The organism is Aeromonas sp. 6P (assembly GCF_051919525.1).
Classification (GTDB): Bacteria; Pseudomonadota; Gammaproteobacteria; order Enterobacterales; family Aeromonadaceae; genus Aeromonas; species Aeromonas veronii.
Genome location: NZ_JBQBEO010000002.1, coordinates 2,745,899 through 2,765,385, shown reverse-complemented (window position 1 = coordinate 2,765,385; position 19,487 = coordinate 2,745,899). Strand labels below are relative to the sequence as shown.

At 61.4% G+C, this 19,487-nt stretch carries 17 protein-coding genes, 1 pseudogene and 1 riboswitch; of the genes and pseudogenes, 7 read left to right on the top strand and 11 right to left on the bottom strand.

Translation table 11 applies throughout. The features are described from left to right. The 4 genes from folC to ACTG2J_RS12830 all read left to right on the top strand — a co-directional run bounded on the left by folC (position 1) and on the right by ACTG2J_RS12830 (position 3,474). On the top strand, positions 1 to 1,260 hold the full coding sequence (gene folC, locus ACTG2J_RS12845; RefSeq protein WP_439989572.1) for a bifunctional tetrahydrofolate synthase/dihydrofolate synthase: 1,260 nt from the start codon (positions 1 to 3) through the stop codon (positions 1,258 to 1,260). Positions 1,261 to 1,334: 74 nt separating this feature from the next. Continuing rightward, the gene (gene dedD / locus ACTG2J_RS12840; RefSeq protein WP_439989573.1) at positions 1,335 to 2,135 is read left to right on the top strand and encodes a cell division protein DedD; all 801 of its coding nucleotides are present in this window, start codon (positions 1,335 to 1,337) and stop codon (positions 2,133 to 2,135) included. A 170-nt stretch (positions 2,136 to 2,305) separates the two neighbouring features. Beyond that, a complete protein-coding gene (locus ACTG2J_RS12835; RefSeq protein ID WP_439989574.1) occupies positions 2,306 to 2,623 on the top strand; it encodes a heavy metal-binding domain-containing protein in 318 nt (105 codons plus the stop codon). 248 nt (positions 2,624 to 2,871) lie between these two features. Beyond that, positions 2,872 to 3,474 (top strand): hypothetical protein, encoded by a 603-nt coding sequence (locus ACTG2J_RS12830; RefSeq protein WP_439989575.1) that lies wholly within the window; start codon positions 2,872 to 2,874, stop codon positions 3,472 to 3,474. Positions 3,475 to 3,574: 100 nt separating this feature from the next. Here the strand turns inward: ACTG2J_RS12830 and cysG are convergent, their stop codons facing one another. The 5 genes from cysG to ACTG2J_RS12805 form a co-directional block, all read right to left on the bottom strand. Next, positions 3,575 to 4,966 (bottom strand): siroheme synthase CysG, encoded by a 1,392-nt coding sequence (cysG, locus tag ACTG2J_RS12825; RefSeq protein ID WP_439997563.1) that lies wholly within the window; start codon positions 4,964 to 4,966, stop codon positions 3,575 to 3,577. A gap of 197 nt (positions 4,967 to 5,163) precedes the next feature. Next, positions 5,164 to 6,174, bottom strand: coding sequence for a sulfite reductase subunit C (gene asrC, locus ACTG2J_RS12820; protein WP_040066440.1), 1,011 nt, complete (start codon positions 6,172 to 6,174; stop codon positions 5,164 to 5,166). Between the two features lie 11 nt (positions 6,175 to 6,185). Further along, entirely contained in the window at positions 6,186 to 7,025 is an 840-nt protein-coding gene (gene asrB / locus ACTG2J_RS12815) for an anaerobic sulfite reductase subunit AsrB (RefSeq protein WP_040066437.1), read from the bottom strand. Between the two features lies 1 nt (position 7,026). Continuing rightward, entirely contained in the window at positions 7,027 to 8,085 is a 1,059-nt protein-coding gene (asrA, locus tag ACTG2J_RS12810) for an anaerobic sulfite reductase subunit AsrA (protein ID WP_204483266.1), read from the bottom strand. A 200-nt stretch (positions 8,086 to 8,285) separates the two neighbouring features. After that, on the bottom strand, positions 8,286 to 9,128 hold the full coding sequence (locus tag ACTG2J_RS12805; protein WP_040066434.1) for a patatin-like phospholipase family protein: 843 nt from the start codon (positions 9,126 to 9,128) through the stop codon (positions 8,286 to 8,288). A gap of 265 nt (positions 9,129 to 9,393) precedes the next feature. Between ACTG2J_RS12805 and ACTG2J_RS12800 the strand changes: the two genes are divergently transcribed. Further along, positions 9,394 to 10,410 (top strand): S66 family peptidase, encoded by a 1,017-nt coding sequence (locus ACTG2J_RS12800; protein WP_439997562.1) that lies wholly within the window; start codon positions 9,394 to 9,396, stop codon positions 10,408 to 10,410. A 64-nt stretch (positions 10,411 to 10,474) separates the two neighbouring features. Here ACTG2J_RS12800 and ACTG2J_RS12795 read toward each other — a convergent pair whose 3' ends face one another. Then, positions 10,475 to 12,730: an LTA synthase family protein gene (locus ACTG2J_RS12795; protein WP_439997561.1), complete on the bottom strand. Its 2,256-nt coding sequence runs from the start codon at positions 12,728 to 12,730 to the stop codon at positions 10,475 to 10,477. 255 nt (positions 12,731 to 12,985) lie between these two features. Between ACTG2J_RS12795 and ACTG2J_RS12790 the strand changes: the two genes are divergently transcribed. Next, a complete protein-coding gene (locus ACTG2J_RS12790; protein WP_439997560.1) occupies positions 12,986 to 14,071 on the top strand; it encodes a hypothetical protein in 1,086 nt (361 codons plus the stop codon). Between the two features lie 82 nt (positions 14,072 to 14,153). Here the strand turns inward: ACTG2J_RS12790 and lysC are convergent, their stop codons facing one another. Together lysC and argA are read right to left on the bottom strand one after the other, a co-directional pair. Beyond that, positions 14,154 to 15,506: a lysine-sensitive aspartokinase 3 gene (lysC, locus tag ACTG2J_RS12785; protein WP_439997559.1), complete on the bottom strand. Its 1,353-nt coding sequence runs from the start codon at positions 15,504 to 15,506 to the stop codon at positions 14,154 to 14,156. A 90-nt stretch (positions 15,507 to 15,596) separates the two neighbouring features. After that, positions 15,597 to 15,820: riboswitch (Lysine riboswitch) on the bottom strand. Between the two features lie 107 nt (positions 15,821 to 15,927). Then, positions 15,928 to 17,256, bottom strand: a complete 1,329-nt coding sequence (argA, locus tag ACTG2J_RS12780; protein WP_042055633.1) for an amino-acid N-acetyltransferase — start codon at positions 17,254 to 17,256, stop codon at positions 15,928 to 15,930. A gap of 268 nt (positions 17,257 to 17,524) precedes the next feature. Between argA and msrA the strand changes: the two genes are divergently transcribed. After that, the gene (gene msrA, locus ACTG2J_RS12775) at positions 17,525 to 18,157 is read left to right on the top strand and encodes a peptide-methionine (S)-S-oxide reductase MsrA (protein ID WP_005352745.1); all 633 of its coding nucleotides are present in this window, start codon (positions 17,525 to 17,527) and stop codon (positions 18,155 to 18,157) included. 261 nt (positions 18,158 to 18,418) lie between these two features. On the opposite strand, the gene ACTG2J_RS12770 is transcribed toward msrA, so the two are convergent. The 3 genes and pseudogenes from ACTG2J_RS12770 to ACTG2J_RS12760 form a co-directional block, all read right to left on the bottom strand. Beyond that, positions 18,419 to 18,754: a DUF3802 family protein gene (locus tag ACTG2J_RS12770; RefSeq protein ID WP_279502390.1), complete on the bottom strand. Its 336-nt coding sequence runs from the start codon at positions 18,752 to 18,754 to the stop codon at positions 18,419 to 18,421. A gap of 57 nt (positions 18,755 to 18,811) precedes the next feature. Next, the gene (locus tag ACTG2J_RS12765; protein ID WP_201992602.1) at positions 18,812 to 19,300 is read right to left on the bottom strand and encodes a GNAT family N-acetyltransferase; all 489 of its coding nucleotides are present in this window, start codon (positions 19,298 to 19,300) and stop codon (positions 18,812 to 18,814) included. Then, positions 19,297 to 19,467, bottom strand: a pseudogene (locus tag ACTG2J_RS12760) (MmcQ/YjbR family DNA-binding protein); the annotation flags it as partial. The pseudogene ACTG2J_RS12760 and the gene ACTG2J_RS12765, both read right to left, overlap by 4 nt. Positions 19,468 to 19,487 lie beyond the last annotated feature (20 nt).

The window sequence follows — 19,487 nt, the reverse complement described above, 5'->3', positions numbered from 1 at the left end:
ATGAGTTCAAACATGCAACAATCCCAAAGCCGGTCGCTTGTCGACTGGCTTTCTTATTTGGAGCAGATCCATCCGGTCAATATCGACATGGGGCTGGATCGGGTCGGTGCTGTCGCCCGGCGTATGGGGCTTACCCAGCTGCCGTTCAAGGTGATCACGGTGGCGGGTACCAACGGCAAGGGCTCCAGCTGTGCCATGGCGGCCAGCATTCTGATGGCCGCAGGCTATAAGGTCGGCGTCTACTCCTCGCCCCATCTGCTGCGCTTTACCGAGCGGGTACGGGTCAACGGGCAAGAGCTGCCCGACAGCGATCACTGCGCCGCCTTTGCCGAGGTGGAAGCCGCCCGCGGCGAGATTGCCCTTACTTTCTTCGAGTTCGCCACCCTGGCCGGTTTGTGGCTCTTCTGCCGAGCCGCCCCCGATGTGCTGCTGCTGGAAGTGGGGCTGGGTGGTCGGCTCGACGCCACCAACGTGGTGGAGTCCGATGTGGCGATGATCACCTCCATTGCCCTCGATCACTGCGACTGGCTGGGTGATACCCGCGAAGCGGTGGCGGTGGAGAAGGCTGGGGTCTATCGCGCCGGTAAACCCGCCATCAGTGGCGAGCCCAATCCGCCTGCGACTATCGCGAGCGAAGCACAGCGTCTTGGCGCCAACCTGCGTCAGGTCGGTATCGATTTTCGTGGCGATGAGCACGAGAGCGGTTGGGATTATCACGGCCTAAACCAGTGGCGGGATCTGCCCAAACCGGCGCTACCGCTGATGAACGCGGTGACCGTGCTGGCGGCGCTGGAGTCCCTCGGCTTGCCGCTGCCGGAGTCCGCCATTCGTGACGGGCTTGCCAATGCCCGGCTGGCTGGCCGGATGCAGCAGTTGCAAAGTGCGCCGCTGGTGATCGTCGATGTGGCCCATAACCCCCATTCGGCGGCCTATCTGGCCGCGCAATTGCACAAGATGCCCTGCTCGGGTGTGCGCCGCGCCGTGGTCGGCATGCTCAAAGACAAGGACATGGCGGGTTCCCTTGCCGAACTCGATGGTCTGATTGGCGAGTGGTATCTGGCCAGCCTCACCGGCCCGCGCGCCGCCACTGCTGCGCAGCTGGCTGCAGCGCTGGGGGAGGGCAAGGAGCCTGCCAGGGAGTTTGATGATGTCAGCGCCGCTTATCAGGCAGCGTTGGCCGCATCGAGTCCGGACGATATGGTCATTGTGTTTGGTTCGTTTTACACTGTCGCCGACATTCTGGCGGGTGTCGCCGTCTAGGCCACACCCCGGCTCCCCGGCCTTCGGGCGGGGAGCCAAATCGCATATTGAGTTACGTAAAGGTAGGATTCAACTTGGCCTCGAAGTTTCAAAACCGTCTGGTGGGCACCGTCATCCTGGTGGCCCTGGTTGTTATTTTCCTGCCGGACTTGCTGGATGGTCACAAGCTGGCACAAAAGGAGGAGGCCTTCGCCAAGATTCCGCTGCGCCCCGAGCTGGAGCCTGCCAAGCCTGCGCTGCAGGTCTCGACAGCCAGCAGCCTGCCCGCCGATCATCTGGCCAGCCAGCAACAGGCCTCTGCGGCCCAGCAGTGGCAAGTGGAAGAGGTGGCTGATCCCATGACCCTTGCCGGTCAGGGCAACGGCGCGCAGCCGGCTACAACCCCTGCCGCACCGGCGCCGGTTCAGCCGCAACAGAATGCCCAACCCAAGCCACAGCCCAAGCCGGAAGTGGTGGCCAAAAAACCGGTCGAACCGCCCAAGCCAGCACCCAAGCCGACGCCAGCCAAACCGGTTGAAGTGGCCAAGGCGCCCGTACCGGCCAAGCCGCAGGCGGGTCAGATCAAGTCCCTCGACGATCTGATTGAAAGCAAGATGACCCAGCCGACCACACCCGCGCCTGCTGCGGCACCGGCACAGGGTAGCTGGATCCTCCAGCTTGGCGCCTTCAAGAACGTCGACAGTGTCAACGCACTGGTGAGCAAGCTGCGGGCGGCGGGCTACTCTGCCCACACCTCGCCGCGCACACCGGTGCAGGGTCAGCTCAACCGGGTCTTTATCGGACCGGATGTCTCTAAGGCCAAACTGCAAGGGATGCAGGGGCGGATCTCCCAGATGACCGGCCTCAGTGGCTCGGTGGTCTCTTACAATCCGTGACGGCTTGCCGTTGGCAATGGCCCTCTGAAACAAACACCGCGCCCCGTGCGCGGTGTTTTTTATCTGGCTGTCGTGATTTTTAAGGACGGCGTCGTACAGGTCACCCCCCGGTTGGGATTTTCGGGCAGTTGGGGTAGTCTGAGCCCTTCTGCTACTCACAGGAGTTCAAGATGATCCTCTCGACGACCCCCACGCTGGAAGGCAAAACCATTCGTGAATACCGCGGCATCGTGGTTGGCGAAGCCATTCTCGGCGCCAACATTTTCAAGGATCTCTTTGCCGGGATCCGCGACATCATCGGCGGCCGCTCCGGCGCCTATGAAAAAGAGCTGGCCCGTGCCCGCGAGATCGCTTTCGATGAGCTGAAAGAGCGCGCAGCGGCCCTTGATGCCAACGCAGTGGTCGGCATCGATATCGACTACGAGGTGGTGGGGCAAAATGGCAGCATGCTGATGGTCAGCATCAGTGGCACCGCCGTGGTGGTCTGATCGGGCACCAGCCTCTGCATGGGCAATGAGCTGATAACTGGGTTATCGGCTCATTGCCTGTCTGATACGTGGCGGCTGGCAGGGTTATCACTCAAATCATTGATTTTAAATATTTATATTTATTAATAATTCCACTAACCGGTTTTATTTTTTTTAACTGGGGAGCCCGAGAGGGTCAAGCTAGAGTGCCGCCATCAGGAACGACACCGCTCACGGACGAGGTTCTCTTCTCTTGAAGGCGTATCAAAATGAATCAAAAACCTGCTCTGCTGCCCCTTGTCATGTTGGCCATGATCGCCCATGCCGGCAGTGCCCTCGCGGCGCTGCCCAACTTCAGCGCCACTTGTCCCACCGATATTCGGGTCAAGTCGCAAGGGGGCAACGTCTTTATCAATGGCAAGAAGGCGCCCCTGAAAACGCTGGCGCCCGCCGCCTATTCGGCCACGAGCGGCAAAGTGGTCATCGGGATCACCTTCGATCTGCCCGCCAGCGAACCCACCCTGGATTACGTCATCAAACATGATCGCCGGGCCCACGGCTTTTGCACCGTGCACGCCTGGTCGGCGGGCAAGGCCGCCGCACTGCCGATGGCCAAAGGGGACTCGCCCTATCAGGGCAAGTGGGTAGCCAAAAACCGCGAGACAGGTGCCACGGTGGCCAATATTCAGGTCGATGGCAAGGAGCAGGTGTGGGTCAACGGAGTCAAGGTGAAGGCGAAACGGGCCGATGGCGCGCTGCAGTTTCGTCAGGGCACCATCCTCTACACCCTGCAGGGGGATCCGCGCATTCGCGATGAGAGCGACTGGAATGACAGCGATGTTCAGAATACCGGCCCCATCACTCTGGAGTAACAGACGCGCCGTGCCACGGCTTGGTCATTGATGCAAAAAACAGAGAGCGGCATGGCCGCTCTCTGTTTTGCTGTCTCTATTGGGTGATAGCCGTGCGGGGTTAGATGCCGTGGATGGCATTGGCTTCCCCATACCAGTCCAGCTTGTCGGCCAGAGTGACCACCGAGCCGATGATGATGAGGCTCGGGCTCTTCACCTGACGGGCCAGTTCGGCCAACTGCTGCAGCTCGCCGCGCACTACCCGCTGACTGAGCTGGGTGCCTTGCTCCACCAGCGCCACCGGGGTGTGACCTGGCATGCCGTGGGTTTGCAGCGCATCCTGAATGCGGGCGGCGTGGGCCAGCCCCATGTAGAACACCAGGGTCTGGCGGGGGGCCGCCAGCGCTGACCACTCCTGGGCGATATTGCCCTCCTTGTCGTGGCCGGTGATGAACTGCACCCGTTGGGCGTGATCACGGTGGGTGAGAGGAATGCCGCTGTAGGCAGCGCAGCCTGAGGCTGCCGTAATGCCCGGTACCACCGAGAAGGGGATGCCCGCCTCGGCCAGGGTTTCCAGCTCCTCGCCACCCCGGCCAAAGATAAAGGGATCGCCCCCCTTGAGCCGCACCACCTGTTTGCCGAGGCGAGCCTGCTCCAGCAACAGCTGGTTGATCGCCTGCTGGGGCACACAGTGGCGGCCCGCCTCCTTGCCAACAAAGATCCGCTCGGCATCCCGGCGAACAAGCGCCAACACCTCCTGCGAGACCAGCCGGTCATAGACCACCACATCCGCCTGCTGCAGCTGCTGCAGACCGCTCAGGGTAAGCAGGCCCGCATCGCCGGGGCCTGCTCCCACCAGGGTTACGCTTCCCTTGCTCTGCGGTTGCTCATCGAGTAGCTCGGCGACGCTCTGCTCGGAGGCTTGTTGTTGGCCGCGCGCCAGCTGGCATGCCAGTCGCTCATGGCTAAAGAGCCGCTCCCAGAAGCGGCGGCGGGCCAGCTTGTCCGGAATGAGTTTGACCCGCTCGCGCAGCTTGCCCGCCAGCGCCGCGAGCTGGCCGAGGTGTTGCGGCAGCAACGCTTCAAGTTTTTCCCGCAGCTGGCGGCTTAGAACCGGCGCCGCGCCTGCGCTGGAGATGGCCACCATCAGCGGCGAGCGGTCAATGATCGCGGGCATGATGGCGCTGCAGTGGGCCGGGGAGTCCACCACATTGCAGAAGATCTGGCGCAGGTTCGCCTCATGAAAGACCTGCTGGTTGACCTCTTGCTGGTTGGTGGCGGCGATCACCAGCCACTTGCCATCGAGCAGTTCGGGATGAAAGCCGGCGGCGCAGACGGTCAGGCGACCCTGCTCGGCCCAGCTCATCAGTTGGGGTTCCAGGTGCGGTGCATTGATGGTGATCTTCGCCTTGGTATCGAGCAGCAGGCGCGCCTTGCGCACCGCCACCTCACCGCCGCCGACGATCAGGACCGGCTTGTTTTGCAGCTGACAGAAGAGAGGGAGAAAGTCCATAACAGGCTCCGGATGCTGGCCCGCTCGCAATGCCGCGCCGGGCGAGATAGCAGGGTGCGCCGTGACGCACCCCGGATGGTCGGGGGAAAGATCCCCCGACGGGAATAAAAAAGGGGAAGGGTGATCTACGCCCGGGCCAACGACAGATCCCCACCGGTGTCGGCCACTTGATCACGCTTCCCCAAACGAGGTTTTTCCTATTGCACCGCTTTGACGTGCATGTTGGCGACGTACTGATCTTCGGCCCAGAAGATGCGGTCAGCGACCATGGCTTCCGGGTTGAGGGTGACGCCGCGCAGCACCCGCTCCTTGAACTTGTGATAACCGGCCCGGTCGATAAGGTGACCCATGTGCAGGTAGATGGGCTTGCCATCCAGCATCTCGGCCTCGAACTCGAACAGGTTCTTGATCACCGCATGAAGCACCTCTTCGGTTACCCAGTTGAGGAACAGCTTGCCGGTACGGGGAGTCTTCTTGCTGGTGCGTCCCCCCAGCTTGACCATGTAGAGCTGCTTGGGATCCCGCTGCCAGGCCAGGGTCGGGCAGGCCAGCACGCACTCGCCACAGCCGATGCACTTGCTCTCCTCTTTGACCGCCTTGCCATGTTTGATGGCGAGGCAATCCACCGCGTGGTGGCTGCATGCCTTGACACAGGCGCCGCAGCCGATGCAGCGCTCGGCATTGAAGTGGATTTTGGCGATGCCGAGGATGCCGAAGTCGGCCATGTTGGCCTTGGCGCAGTCGTTGGGGCAGCCAGCGATCACCATCTTGAGGTGATAGGGGTTGGGGTAGAGGTGTTTCTCCATCCGCTGGGCCAGCCCGGTGCAGTCGATATTGCCCTTCTGGCAGATGGTGTTGCCCTGACAGGCGACGATGTTGCGCCCGCCGATGGTCTGGTAACCGGCTGTTGTGTCCTCTACCTCGATGCCGCAGGTCTCCACCTCGATCTCCTTGATAAAGGGCTCGAGGGCGGCGTTGACCTTGTCCATGTCCTGATACTTGATGCCGGGCATCGCCAGCTTCTGGCGGGTGGTGAGGTGGATCAGGCCGTTGCCATACTGTTCGGCGATCTGCTGGGCCACCGCCAGCAGGTGGGCGGGCATGATCCCGCCGGGAATGCGTACGCTGATCATCGCTTCGCCGCGCACCTTGGAGAGGCGGTATTCGTTCTTGGCGCGGGCCTTGATGATGTCGATATCGAGACTCATGGTGTTCTCCCTCAGTCGATCAGATGCTGGGCCTGGTCAAAACGAAAGACCGGTCCATCCACGCAGATATAGGTGTCGCCCATCCGGCAGTGGCCGCATTTGCCCACGGCGCAGGCCATGCGGCGTTCGTAGTCGACCCAGATGCGATCCTTGGGGATGCCCCGTTCGAGGAAGGCGAGCACCACGAAGCGGATCATGATGGGGGGGCCGACCACGATCACCTGGATATCCTCCTTGTCGGCGAGATCCAACTGGTCGATGTAGTCGGTGACCCGGCCGATGCGAAACTGCTCGCTCTCCTTGCCCTCGTCCAGGGTGACGATGAGGTTCTGCTGCTCGGCCCAGAGCGGCATCTCGTGGCGATAGAGCACCGCCTGCTCGTTCTTGAAGCCGAGGATCATGTCGAGGGATTTCACCTCTTCCGGATGTTTGCTGAAGCGGCGCAGCAGCCCCTTGACCGGCGCGACGCCTGTACCGCCCGCCACCACGATGAGGTGCTGGTCGCGGTAGGTCTCCAGCGGATAGCCGTTACCGTGGACGCCGCGCATCCACACCTTGTCGCCCACATCGAGGGCAAACAGCGCATCGGTCACCTTGCCGACCTTGCGGATCAACAGATCCACATAGCCATCGCCATAGTCGGAGACCGAGATGGGCGCTTCGCCGACGGTGGGCAGGGAGATCTCCACAAACTGGCCGTAGTGGACATCAAAGTCGCGGGAGACCCGAAAGTTCCACTCCAGCTCGGTGTGGCGCTCGATGGCCAGAATGGTGTAGGCCTTGGGCAGCAGGCGGTTTTCGACCACGTCCTGCTGCGGTTCTGCTGTTGCGGTTTGCTGGCACTGGCACATATCAGTTCGCCCCCTGCGCGTTGTCGGCTGCGATGGTCTGTTCGACCACATCGGTCATCTTGTTGATGATGTTGCTAAAGGAGATGTAGTGAGGGCAGCGATCGTCGCAGCGGCCACAGCCGACGCACATGTGCTCCTCTCCCTGACGGGCCTTGTAGTCGTTGACCTTGTGCAGGGCGCGATAACGCAGGCGCTCGCCATGTTTGGCGCGAAAACCGTGGCCACCGGCCATGTCGCTGAAGCCATCCACCATGCAGCTGGCCCATTGGCGACGGCGCTCACCCTGCTGGGGATTCTCCGCATAGGTGAGGTCATGCACGCTATAGCAGCTGCAGGTCGGGCAGGAGGTGGTACAGCGGCCGCAGCCGATGCAGCGGCTGTCGTACTCGGCCCAGACCGGATGGGCGGTGAGGATCTGGCGGATCCGCTGCGGGTCGTCACAGACACTGTCCGGGGTGCGTACCTTGACCGGGTTGCTCTGGACAAATTCCGGGGTGAAGTCGTCGGATTCACCCAGCTCGGCAAAGTAGCCGAGCAGCTCGGGATCCTTCACCTCGATGCGGGCACCCTCATCGCTCAGACGAATGGCGGCGGCGTAGTCTCGGGTCTCGTTGCTGCCCATGGAGACGCAGAAGCAGTTCTCGAAGCTCTCGCGGCACTCCAGCAGCACCAGCTTGAGCTTGCTGCGCAGCCGGGCGTAGTAGACGTCGCTGTTCTGGCCATTTTTCAGGTAGACCTGATCCAGCCTGCGCAGAGCGTGGATATCACAGCTGCGCAAGAACAGCAGGGTGGGCTTGGCCTCCACCTTTGATTCGCGCAGCTCCAGATTGTCGAAGTGGAACAGGGTCTGGGTAATGGGGAGCACCACCTCTTTTGGGGAGAAGTGGGACTTCTCCTGCCACACCAGATCGGCCGGGTGGCGGATGCTGTGGTAGGTGACGTTGTCGGTGTCGGAGAAGCGGCCGCCCCGATATTCGGCCGCGGGCGCCATGATCCGGTAATCGGGCAGCAGCCGCTCGAACAGCTGCGCCAGCGCGGGCTGGGTGAGAAGAAACGACATAAATAAACACCTTGTATGAGGGTGAGATGCCCTGGCATAGGGATGAGGAGCGGGCCGGTCAGGATGTCTGGCATCGGTTCTGGCCGCGCTTGCCTCGCCACGGTCTGTTTTTATGACTCATGTTGCTCAACTGACCCGATTGTTATTGTGTTGGCGGCGCGTGCGTCGCGGCAGGTCGGGTCATGCCTGTAAAACCCTTATCAATTGAGCAGGGCGGTCTGGTAGCCTGCGCACTTGCCCATCACGTATCCCATCTCCAGCTTGTTGATATCGCGGGTGAAACGGGAAACGGGGAAGTAGTCGGCCGGGGCGATCACCTCGATCTGGCAGTCCTCAGGCGGATTGGCGATAAAATCGAGCGCCTCGTTGTAGCTGCGATCCCGCTGCTCCAGCGCCTGTGCCAGCGCGGGGCGGGTCTTGAGCAGAGTGCGGATCATCCAGGGGAAAGGCATCGGCTTGAGCCGATAGCCAAGGGGCTCGGAGAGGATCACCGTCAGGTGACGGGCACCGCGGCGGTAGGCCTCGATCACCGGGATGGAGTCGGCCACCCCCCCATCTGTCATCGGCACCCCGTGCACCTCCGGGTATTCGTGGGAGGCGAGGGGAATGGCGCAGCTGGCGGGCAGCACCTCGTTCATGTTCTCCGGCTTGACCCGGATGTACTCCGCCTTGCCGGTCAGGGTATTGGTCACCACCGCATAGAAGGGGATGCCGGTCTCCCGGTAGGCGTGAATGTCGAGGGGATACTTGCGGCAGCTGGTGTTCCACAGCCAGTGGATATCCACCAGATTGCCCCCCTTGGCAAAACGCAGGGGATCCATAAACTGCTGGCTGCACGCCAGTTTGGTCAGGATCTCATGGCTGCGACCATGCTGGCTGGCGAGATAAGCCAGCAAGTTGGTGGCCCCCGCCGAGACGCCGATGGCGAAGTCAAAGGGGCGATAGTCATGCTCGATAAACGCATCCAGCACGCCGCTGGCAAATATGCCGCGCATGGCGCCGCCTTCTACAACCAATGCGCTGGGGGATGCGTTTTTGTTCATGACAGGCACCTCATTGATAAGTCAGAGAGAAAAAGTGGGAAAGAGAACGCTCGGGCTGTCAGGCCGACCATTCTGACAACCAACCGGGGTTGGCCATCGCAATGAGGTCATTCTAGGAAGGGGATAGTGTTTAGAATATCTGTTAATAATGAATCAAGTGTTTTGTATTTCTAAACGACCGTGATAAACCCGTTGTGATCAAAGGGGTTGTGTAGGAGTCTCAACGACTCTGTGATGGCTGGATATTGGCAAGGATGAGCAATTTATGACGTTACTGGTTCCCCCGCTGCTCCAACGTGGCGATACCATCGCTTTTTTCTCCCCCTCCAGCGCGGCGACCGCCTGGGCACCCAACCGTTTTGCCCGCGCAAAAGCCTTTCTTGAGGGGCAGGGCTTCAGGCTCAAGGCGGGCAGCCTTACCGGCCAGCAGGATCACTGGCGATCCGGCTCCATCGCCGCGCGGGCCGAGGAGCTCAACGCCCTTATTCGCGACCCAGAAGTACGCTGCATCATGTCGGTGATTGGCGGCAGCAACTCCAACTCCCTGCTGCCTTATCTCGATTTTGATGCGCTCAAGCGCGATCCCAAGATCATCGTTGGCTACTCCGATGTGACGGCACTGCTGCTCGGCATCCACGCCCAAACTGGCCTGGTTACCTTTTATGGCCCGGCGCTGGTGGCCTCCTTTGGCGAGTTGCCGCCGCTGGTGGATGAGACGCTGGCCAGTTTTTTACAGATTGCATTGGCCGATGAAGCTGGCGTCCCCTGCACGCTGCCCACCCCGGTAAAGTGGAGCGATGAACGGCTCGATTGGGAAAGCCAGACCCGGGCCAAGCGCTGCCAGCCCAATCGGCTGATCTCGGTGGGCTCAGGCCGGGTTGAGGGGAGGCTGATTGGCGGCAACCTCAACACCATGGCGGGGAGCTGGGGTTCCCCCTATATGCCGCCCATCGAGCACGGCGACATTTTGCTGCTGGAGGACAGCCTGAAATCTGCCGAGACGCTGGAGCGCTCCTTTGCTCACCTCAAGCTGTGCGGGGTATTTGAGCGGATCGGTGCGCTTATCCTCGGCAAGCACGAGTTGTTCAACGATCAGGGTAGCGGCAAGCGCCCCCTCGATATCCTGCTGGAGGTGGTGGGGGAGCCGAGCTTCCCCATTCTGGCGGAGTTTGACTGCGCCCATACCCACCCCATGCTGACGCTGCCGCTGGGTATCGAGGTAGCGCTCGATCTCGACCGCCAGCAGCTCACCTTGCTGGAGCCATGGTGGCGAGCAGAATGAGGGCGAAATGAATGTCCAACAACAAGGCCGCGGATGCGGCCTTGTCTGTTTTTGTGGGGCGTGATCAGGGCAGGGCATCGGGCCGGAAGCTGGCGCGGAGCTGCGGCACCAGGCTTGAAGGGTCGAACCCTTTCTCCTCGCCCAGCACCGGATGGAGCAGGGGCTTCTCTTCGATGGGGGTGATATCCCCCGCCAGCAGCTGGCGGGTGGCTTGACCCATCTGGTAGAGCTGGCGCACCGGCGCAAACTGGGTCGCCAGATTGAGGGGATCATCGGCGCGGGTGAAGGCCATCATGGGGATCTGGTAGGTGGCATCGCGCGCCGGCTTGTTACCGTGAATGCCCTTGCCGGCAGACATCAAAAACGGCTGGTGATCGCCAAAGGCCACCACCAGATAGCGCTTGTCCGACTGGTCGAGGGTCTTGAGCAGTCGCTCCAGCGAGGCCATGGCATCCACCACCCCGGTGTAGTAGGTGTTGAGCAGCTGGGTGTCGCTCTCGCTCTGGTTCGGGCAGGCGCCGCTGCGCTCCTGCCCCTGATAGCGGGGGCCATCGAAGGGGCCGTGCCCCTGCATGGTGACCGCATAGGCAAACAGCGGTTTGTCATCCTGTTCGCTGCGCTTGAGCAGGTGGTCGATGAGGGCATCATCGGAGATATAGAGCCCCTTGTGCTCGAGGGTGGTGAAGCGGGTGTCGAACCAGCGCTCCTCATAGCCGAGCGCCGGGATCGCCTTGGCGCGGCCCCAGAATTTTTCCACATAGGGGTGGGCGAACAGGGTCTGGTAGCCGCTCTGTCTGGCGCTCTGGGCCAGCCCCGGCACCTGCTGCGAGAGGTAGTAGTAGGGCACCACCCCCTGCTTGAGCAAGCCCACCGGCAGGCCGGTGTTCATCTCGAACTCCGCCAGTACCGTCATGCCGCCGGTGGTGGGGGAGTGGATGGTTTTTTGCCACTGCTGCACGCTGGCGGGCAGGGAGAGGGTGGGAGCCGGTGCGCAGATCCGCCCCTTCCAGTCGAGCCAGAGCGACTCATATTGCAGCACGATCACCAGATCCCAGCGCGGCGCTATGCCCTGGGGCGGATAACTCAGCTGCGGGGTCAGCTCGTTGATCTGCAAGGGGTAGCGAAACACGCTGCCGCTTTGCAGCATCTCGTCCACCAGATTGAACAGATAGAGGCCGGGGCCGGAGCGGATGATGTCCCTGTGGTAGTTGACCGCGCGATCCACGTAGCGAATGTTGGCTCCCAGCAGCTTGTTGCCGGTCTGGGTGGCAAAGACGCACAGGGCAAAGAAGGCGACGGTGGCCGCGGCTGTGCGCAGCACCCAGCGTGACAGGGCAAAGCGCCAGCAGAGAAACAGTGCCAGCAACACGGTGAAGATGGGCAGGATGGGGTGCTGGTCGAGCAGGATCCGCAGCAGCGCCAGCAGGTTGCCAAAATCGTCCCCGCCGAGCGGCACGCCGTAGATGGCGATCTTCATAAAGTTGGCCAGCAGACCTATGCCTGACAGCGCGGTAAAGACCAGCCCCATATAGAGGTTGAAGCCCGCCAGCGCGCAGAGGCTCCAGCCCAGCACCATGCTGCCCCAGGCGAGATAGTAGTGCTCCGGCCGAAAGCCTGACCAGAGCAGAAACTCCCCCAGCTTGAACACCACGAAGCCGTGCAGCAGCACGAAGGTGAGGTTGCCGAGCAGCAGGCTGCCGATGATCCGCCAGCGCAGGCTGCGGCGCAGCTTTGGCAGCACCGTTTTTAGCACGGCGGCGCTCAGGGCCAGCACCAGCGTCAGGCTCACCACCAGATAGGTGAGGTTGAAGCCCTGCTCCGGCAGGGTTTGCAGGATCTGGCTGAAATCGCCGCTCTCGGGGCGATCCTTGAGCAGCAGACCGATGCGCAACTGATAGCGGCTATCAAGGGCATCGTCCGGGGCGCGCAGGGTGCTGTTGAGATCCAGGGTGCAGCGGTTATTGCGGCACACCTGACGCTTATCCACCGATTGACTCAGCTGGTCGATCCGCTGCCCCTTGTCGTTGAGCAGCTCTACCCGCACCTTGTCCCCCGCTTGCAATGGCCCTCGCAACTGCCACTGGCTGCGCACCACCAGATAGAGGCCGCGGCTGTCGCTTTTATAGAGCAGGGCGTGGCGGGTGAGGGTGGCCAGCGGATTGTCGGCGGGGCCCAGCACCAGCGGTTGGGCGCGGCCCAGCCAACTGCCGGGATTGATCAGCGGCAACAACAGGGTCAGCAGCAGCAATCCGCCCAGCAGGGCAAGCAGCAGAGAGGGCAGACTCAGGACGCGGGGGCGGCCTGAGGAGGGGCGATTCATATAAGCTCATCCTTTGAGCGAGTGAGGGAGAGATCGTTCATCCGCATAGAGTTTGACCCGATGGTGCGGGCCTTGTTTCAGCTTGTCAATTTAATGACCACTTAATGAATATTTGGTTACAGCTCAACCTTGCAAATTGTGATCCCGATCGAGGGGTTGTTCGGAATATGTGATGAAAGCGTCATCATGGGGTTTTGCCGCTGGCTTGGGAGGGAGCTGCTGTTTAGTCTCTCGATAGCGACTGGAGGTACATGTATGAATCCCAAAGTGATGGCACGTCAGGCCAGATTGCTGCGCATGCTGGAGAGCAAGGAAGAGATCCGGATCGGACGCGAGCGCGACTGCCCGCTGCCGCTGGCCCAACTGGTCAAGCTGAAGGATAGCCATCCGGCTGTGGTCAAGGTATACCGGCACGGTCTCACCGCCGAGGTGTTTCACCTCAAGGTGGAGGGGCATCACTGGTGCCTCAAGCGGCGCCGTCAGGATTCACTGGTGGCCAACCTCGATGGCAAGACTGCCTTTCTGACCGAGCTGGAGCGGCGACGCGAAATCGAGGCGCTGCGGGAGCTGCACCCTACCGTCCTCTCCCACGTGGTCTGCACCAGCTTCGGCTCGGCGCGGGCCGGTGTGCTGGTCTCCCCCTGGTTGCGGGGTGTGCCGGTCCACCAGCTCAACGAACGCAATCTGGCCCAGATGCTGGAGGTGCAGGGGGAGCTGGCCCGCTGGGGCTGGTTTGACTGGGACCCGAGCCCGGGCAACCTGCTCGATGACGGCGAGCAGATCTGCGTGTTCGACTTTGGCTATATGTGGACCTTCGATCCCCGCTTTGAATACAACTCCAACGGTCTGGTCGACCCGCAGTTCCATGTGCCGGAGCGGTTGGAGACCCGCACCCTCTCTGGACTCTGGCTCGATGAGGCCGATCCTCTGCCGCAATTTCGCTACTGGCGCGAGCTTTGTCTGAAATGGGTGAAACGGGAGATCCACCACCTGATCCGTGAAGGGGCCAGCGCGCCCGTGCTGGCCCGCCTGCACGCCCTGCAAGGGGAGTGGAGCGCCGCGCTGGCGAGCGACGAGGCGCTGGTCGCCAACTGGTGGCGGGACATGTATCGCAGCCACCAGCTCGATGTGGCCGATGATCTGAGCGGCCAGAGCTGCGGCCCGCTCACCCTGCGTCGCCTCGATTGGTTGATGCAGGCGGTGACGGATCACTATCCGCTGCTGGTGGACAATCTCTCGCCTCAGGAGACGGAGCTGGGCCAGACCGGGCTGCTGGCCCGCTTGCAGCAACTGCGCCGGGAAGCCGTGGCCTGTCAGTTGCCAGCCACCAGCCTTGCCTGAGCCAATACCTTTGCGGAATACAAATAAACAGGGCGCCGTGTTGGCGCCCTGTTGCATGGTCTGGTTTACCTCGCGGTGAGGGTCAGTCCAGCAGCTCCTGATGGAGGCGGTTGACGATAGTGCCCGCCTCGCTCTCCTTGACTAGGAAGCAGAGGTTGTGGGCGCTGGCGCCGTAGCAGATCATCCGGATGTTGTGCTCGCGCAGGGCGTCGAAGACCTGACTGCCCACCCCGTTCACTTCGCTCATCCGGTTGCCGATGAGCGCCACCAGTGCCAGACCGGTTTCCACCTCTACCTTGCAGAGCTGCCCTAGCTCGGTCAGCACCTTGTCGCTCAGGATCGGCTCGCCGTTGCTCTGGCTGCCGGTGTGATCCAGGGTCAATGACACGCTCACCTCCGACGTGGTGATGAGATCGACCGAGATGCGGTGACGGGCCAGAATGCCGAACACTTCCGCCAGAAAGCCGTAGGCGTGGAACATGTTGAGGCTGTGCAGGGTCACCAGCACCTGCTGGCGGCGCAGGGCGACGGCGCGAAACAGCGGGCTTGAATCTGTGCTGGCGCGGATCCAGGTACCACCGGCGGCGGGGTCCTTGGCGGAGCCGACAAACACCGGAATATTCTGGCGCACCGCCGGTTGCAGGGTGGCGGGGTGCAGCACCTTGGCGCCGAAAGTGGCCATCTCGGCTGCCTCGACAAAGCTGATTTCAGGAATGGGGCGGGCGCGGGTGACGAGGCGCGGATCCGTGGTGTAGATGCCGGGCACATCGGTCCAGATCTCGATACTGGCGGCATCGAGCGCTTCGGCGAGCAGGGCTGCGCTGTAGTCAGAGCCGCCGCGCCCCAGCGTGGTGGTGCGGCCATCGCCATCGGCACCGATAAAGCCCTGGGTGATGATGAGGCTGTCGCCAAGCTGCGGGCCCAGCGTCTGCTGGCAGAGGGTTCGGGTGGTAACCAGATCGACGGTGGCCTTGCCAAAGCGGCTGTCGGTGCGCATCAGCTGGCGCACATCCTGCCAGTGGGCCTTGACGCCGCGCTGGCGCAGCAGCTCGGTAAAGAGGCGGGTAGACATCAGCTCGCCGCAGGCGATGAGGCGATCGGCCAGCTCTGCATCGGTAAGCTGGTGGGCTTGCTGGGCCATGAGGCGAATTTCGTCCAGCTGACCATGAATAAGGGCGCTCACATCAACGGGGTTGCCGAGATCGGCCAGAATGGCCTGCTGGATCCCGGCCAGTTTGGCCAGCTGCTCGTCGCGGCCCGCTTCGTCCAGCTCACCTTGTGCCAGGGTGACCAGCAGGTTGGTGACACCGGCGCTGGCACTCAGTACCACCACCCGGGTGGCGGGATTGGCCAGCACGATGTCGGCGCAGTGATTCATGGCCGGGAAGTTGGCGACACTGGTTCCGCCAAACTTGGCGACATTGATCGGGCTCATTGCTTACTCCTGTCTTATTTTAAGATTCCGGTTCCATCGGGCAAAAAAGAGAGGAGGAGGCTGAAAATGGCAGGAATGAACGAAGCTATCCCGGCCAGAAGCACTCCACCTGCAGAGCCCATCCCGTACCGCCCCTGACAGGGCGCGGTGTGGGATGATCACTACCGATGACAACCCGGGGGATTCAGCCCCCGCAGCCGACGTTGAGGTCACCAGTCTCCTCACTCGTCTCGGCGCTGCTCCCCCTGACCCAAGTTCACCGGACGCTGGCGTCCTCCCTTGGGCTGCCTGGGCAGCGCTCCTCTTCTGGCTCCACCAGGGCGGTGGAGTGCGTTTAGAAATAACCTGCGTTGGATTGCACTGTCAATCGAGTTTGTGAAAAAGTTCAAATTGTCAGCTAACTCAACGCAGGATCAATGACTTAGGCAATGGTCTTTGACAAAACCTTGGAACGGCGCTGCCAGTTGTAGAGACGCTGGCGCGCCACCGGCAGATCTTCCACTTCCAGCGGATCGAAGCCCCGCTCCCGGAACCAGTGGATGGAGCGGGTGGTGAGCACGAACAGGCGGCGAATGCCAAGCCGTTTGGCCCGCTCGGCTACCTTGGCCACCAGCTGATCTCCCCGGTTGGAGTTGCGATAGTCGGGGTGGATAGCGACGCAGGCCATCTCCGCCATCGCCTCTTCCATAAAGCAGTAGAGGGCCGCGCAGCCGATGATGAGGCCATCGCGCTCGATGATGGTGAACTTGTCGATCTCCATCTCCAGCTGCTCGCGGGAGCGGCGCACCAGAATACCTTCCTCCTCCAGCGGGCGAATGAGATCCAGAATGCCGCCGATATCCTCGATGGTGGCGGCGCGGGCCTGCTCGGCGCTTTCCCGCACGATCTGGGTGCCGAGGCCGTCGCGACTGAACAGCTCCTGCAGCATGGCGCCATCATCCTGATAGCTCACCAGATGGGAGCGAGGCACGCCGCCGCGGCAGGAGGCAATGGCCGCGCGCAGATAACGGGCGGTGCCGGACATCTCTTCGCCCGCTTGTTCCAGCTCCACCAGCAGCTCTTCGGCCTGTTCGGGGAAAAGCTCGGAGATAGCCTCGCCGTGTCTGTCCATCACCCCTTGGGTGCTGCTGAAACAGATAAGCTTGTCCGCCTTGAGGTCGACCGCCACCCGGCGGGCTACCTCTTCCGAGCTCAGGTTAAAGCTCTCGCCGGTGACCGAGCAGCCGATGGGGGAGATAAGCACCAGACTCTTCTGGTCGAGCTGGCGAGTGATCCCCTCCACGTCGATGCGGCGCACCCGGCCGCTGTGGCAAAAGTCGATGCCATCATCCACCCCCAGCGGCTGTGCGGTGACAAAGTTGCCGCTCACCACGCTGATCCGCGCCCCCTGCATGGGGGTGTTGGCGAGCCCCATGGAGAGCTGGGCGGTGATGTCATATTGCAGGCCGCCACACACTTGCTTGATGATGGTGAAACTCTCGTCATCGGTGACCCGGATCCGCTTGTGATACTGGGCCTCGATACCGGCGCGGGCCAGCGCCTCATCGTTTTGCGGACGTGAACCAAACACCAGCACCAGGCGTATGCCCAGTGTCTGCAGCAGGGCGATATCGCTGACGATATTGGCGAAGTTGGGGTGGCAGATGGCTTCTCCGCCCATCATCAGCACAAAGGTGGCACCCCGATGCACATTGACATAGGGGGTGGATTGCCGGAAGGCATTGACCAGACTGGGTTCGCGTTCACGCACTTGATATTTCTTCCATAAAAAAACAGCGATTGGCTCAATATATGAAAATTAATTCACAAATCAAGACTAAATATTGATTTTGGCCGTTTCTGGTCTACGAGGGGCGGCTTGGCCGTGCGGATCGGGAAAGGATGGTTCGAAGCGCAGATGGCCGCTGGGGCGAGCGGGGAGGGGCCCGCCGGTTGATCCGGCGCGATAAACTGCTATCTTCGATGCTCCTTTTCGTCAGCTGTGTGATTTCACAGGGTTTTATACAAGGACAGAATTCATGGAACAGATTATTTCACCGGCAGATGCCCTGCCGGGACGACGCGAAGCGATGGTGATTGGTCAGCAGCATGCGGTGAATGGCAACCCGACCCAGGGCCCCTGGCCCGAGAACATGGAGATCGCCTGGTTTGGCATGGGCTGTTTCTGGGGCGTTGAGCGCCTGTTCTGGCAGCAGCCGGGCGTCTACTCCACCGCGGCAGGTTATCAGGGCGGCGTGACCCAGAATCCCACCTACAAAGAGGTGTGCAGCGGCCTGACCGGACATGCCGAGACGGTGCAGGTGGTGTTTGATCCGGCGGTGATCAGCTACGGCGATCTGCTCAGACTATTCTGGGAGCAGCACGATCCTGCGCAGGGGATGCGACAGGGCGGGGACATTGGCACCCAGTATCGCTCGGTGATCTTCTATGGTGACGAGAGCCAGCAGATCATTGCCCAGCAGAGCATGGCGGCCTATCAGCAGGCGATGGCGGCAAGCGGCGACAGCCGTGCCATCACCACCCGCATTCTGCCGCTGGCGCCCTTCTACTACGCCGAGGATTACCATCAGCAATATCTGGAGAAAAACCCGGATGGTTACTGCGGATTGGGTGGCATTGGAGTCTGTTTGCCGCCCAGCCTGAACCGCTGAACAGGTTTGTAGTCGATTTCTTAATAAAAGTGAAAATAAATGGTCGGAGGAGGGAACTTATTGCGACCAGTCGGGACTAACTAGGTAGCGTCCAGGGATCGGATGCAAAGTCCAGACACATTTCTTGCCTTGATAACCGCCTGATGAATGAACGCACTGGCGGGTTGAAAATGATAGCAAGCAGGGCTGCCCACCAAGGCGGCCCTTTTCCTTATCTGCTGCTTTGAAATCTTGCGTTGGGCGGGAGAGCCGGACGGCAGATCAGCCGATGGCGCTATCGAACAGGTTCTTGATGAGATCGATAAACTCGATGAGGAAGGTTTTCTGTTCAAGGGTCGGGGCGCGCAGCCAGACGGCAGAGAGCACCTCTTCCAGATCGGCGACCACGGCGTCGGCCTCCTGCATGATGGCGAAACGCACCTTGGGATCGAGCTGGGGGTTTTGCTCGCAAATGGCCATCAGGTTGCTGGCAACACGACCACTGACCAGATCTTCGATGGTCTCTTCACCATCGTTCTGCTGCTGGGATTCAAACAATCCCAAACTCTCCACCAGATACTCGATCAGCGAGATATAGCCTTCACTTTCTACCACCATGGTTGCTGCCTCAATACAGTAACAATACGAAAATTAAGCGTATTTTAGTGGCTTGCCCTAGCTTGGCAAGCAGCAGTGCAGGCGATGGCGAGTAAAACTGACTCCGCCCCGCTCCACGCACTCCAGCCCGGTCAACGTAAAGCCATGTCGTAAAAATAGCTCATAACTGAAGGCGCTGGCCTCGGTGGTGATGAGGGTCATACCGAGCCCTCTGGCCCCCGCGAGCGCCGTGGTGAGCAGCAGATTGCCCAGCCCCTGGCGCTGATGGTCGGCGCTCACATAGAGCAGACTGAGGTGGCCATCGGGGCTCAGAGTGACAAACCCGAGGGGCACATTTGCCTGCTCCGCCACCCAGCCGTGGTGCTCGCGCAGTTGACTGACAAAGCCCGGATGTTGTGAACCGAGGGCCCATTGCTCCACCTGCTCGGCGCTGTAGTGCTCGGGGCCGCTGCGTCGCACCGCCTGCTCAAACAGGGTTACGAGGGCGGGGATATGTGCCTCACCAAGGGGGACAATGCAAAGTGCTGGATTAAGTGCTGGCGTCATAAGGTTGGGTCGTCAGTGGGGGAGAGGGGGCGCGGCGCCTGTGGCCGTTTGGCTTTGGGCAGACCCGCGACAACCCGCTCATAGGAGTGGTGCACCCAGCCCTGCCACAGATCATCTGGCAAGGTGCTGTTCAGGGTCACTGTGTTCCAGTGTTGCTTGTTCATGTGTACAATCTGCAAGTCAGTAT

Bases quoted from the DNA above. Each gene is read 5' to 3' on its own strand.
- folC (WP_439989572.1), top strand. From the start codon at position 1: ATGAGTTCAAACATGCAACAATCCCAAAGCCGGTCGCTTGTCGACTGG.
- ACTG2J_RS12835 (WP_439989574.1), top strand. From the start codon at position 2,306: ATGATCCTCTCGACGACCCCCACGCTGGAAGGCAAAACCATTCGTGAA.
- ACTG2J_RS12830 (WP_439989575.1), top strand. From the start codon at position 2,872: ATGAATCAAAAACCTGCTCTGCTGCCCCTTGTCATGTTGGCCATGATC.
- cysG (WP_439997563.1), bottom strand. From the start codon at position 4,966: ATGGACTTTCTCCCTCTCTTCTGTCAGCTGCAAAACAAGCCGGTCCTG.
- asrC (WP_040066440.1), bottom strand. From the start codon at position 6,174: ATGAGTCTCGATATCGACATCATCAAGGCCCGCGCCAAGAACGAATAC.
- asrB (WP_040066437.1), bottom strand. From the start codon at position 7,025: ATGTGCCAGTGCCAGCAAACCGCAACAGCAGAACCGCAGCAGGACGTG.
- asrA (WP_204483266.1), bottom strand. From the start codon at position 8,085: ATGTCGTTTCTTCTCACCCAGCCCGCGCTGGCGCAGCTGTTCGAGCGG.
- ACTG2J_RS12805 (WP_040066434.1), bottom strand. From the start codon at position 9,128: ATGAACAAAAACGCATCCCCCAGCGCATTGGTTGTAGAAGGCGGCGCC.
- ACTG2J_RS12800 (WP_439997562.1), top strand. From the start codon at position 9,394: ATGACGTTACTGGTTCCCCCGCTGCTCCAACGTGGCGATACCATCGCT.
- ACTG2J_RS12795 (WP_439997561.1), bottom strand. From the start codon at position 12,730: ATGAATCGCCCCTCCTCAGGCCGCCCCCGCGTCCTGAGTCTGCCCTCT.
- ACTG2J_RS12790 (WP_439997560.1), top strand. From the start codon at position 12,986: ATGAATCCCAAAGTGATGGCACGTCAGGCCAGATTGCTGCGCATGCTG.
- lysC (WP_439997559.1), bottom strand. From the start codon at position 15,506: ATGAGCCCGATCAATGTCGCCAAGTTTGGCGGAACCAGTGTCGCCAAC.
- msrA (WP_005352745.1), top strand. From the start codon at position 17,525: ATGGAACAGATTATTTCACCGGCAGATGCCCTGCCGGGACGACGCGAA.
- ACTG2J_RS12770 (WP_279502390.1), bottom strand. From the start codon at position 18,754: ATGGTGGTAGAAAGTGAAGGCTATATCTCGCTGATCGAGTATCTGGTG.
- ACTG2J_RS12765 (WP_201992602.1), bottom strand. From the start codon at position 19,300: ATGACGCCAGCACTTAATCCAGCACTTTGCATTGTCCCCCTTGGTGAG.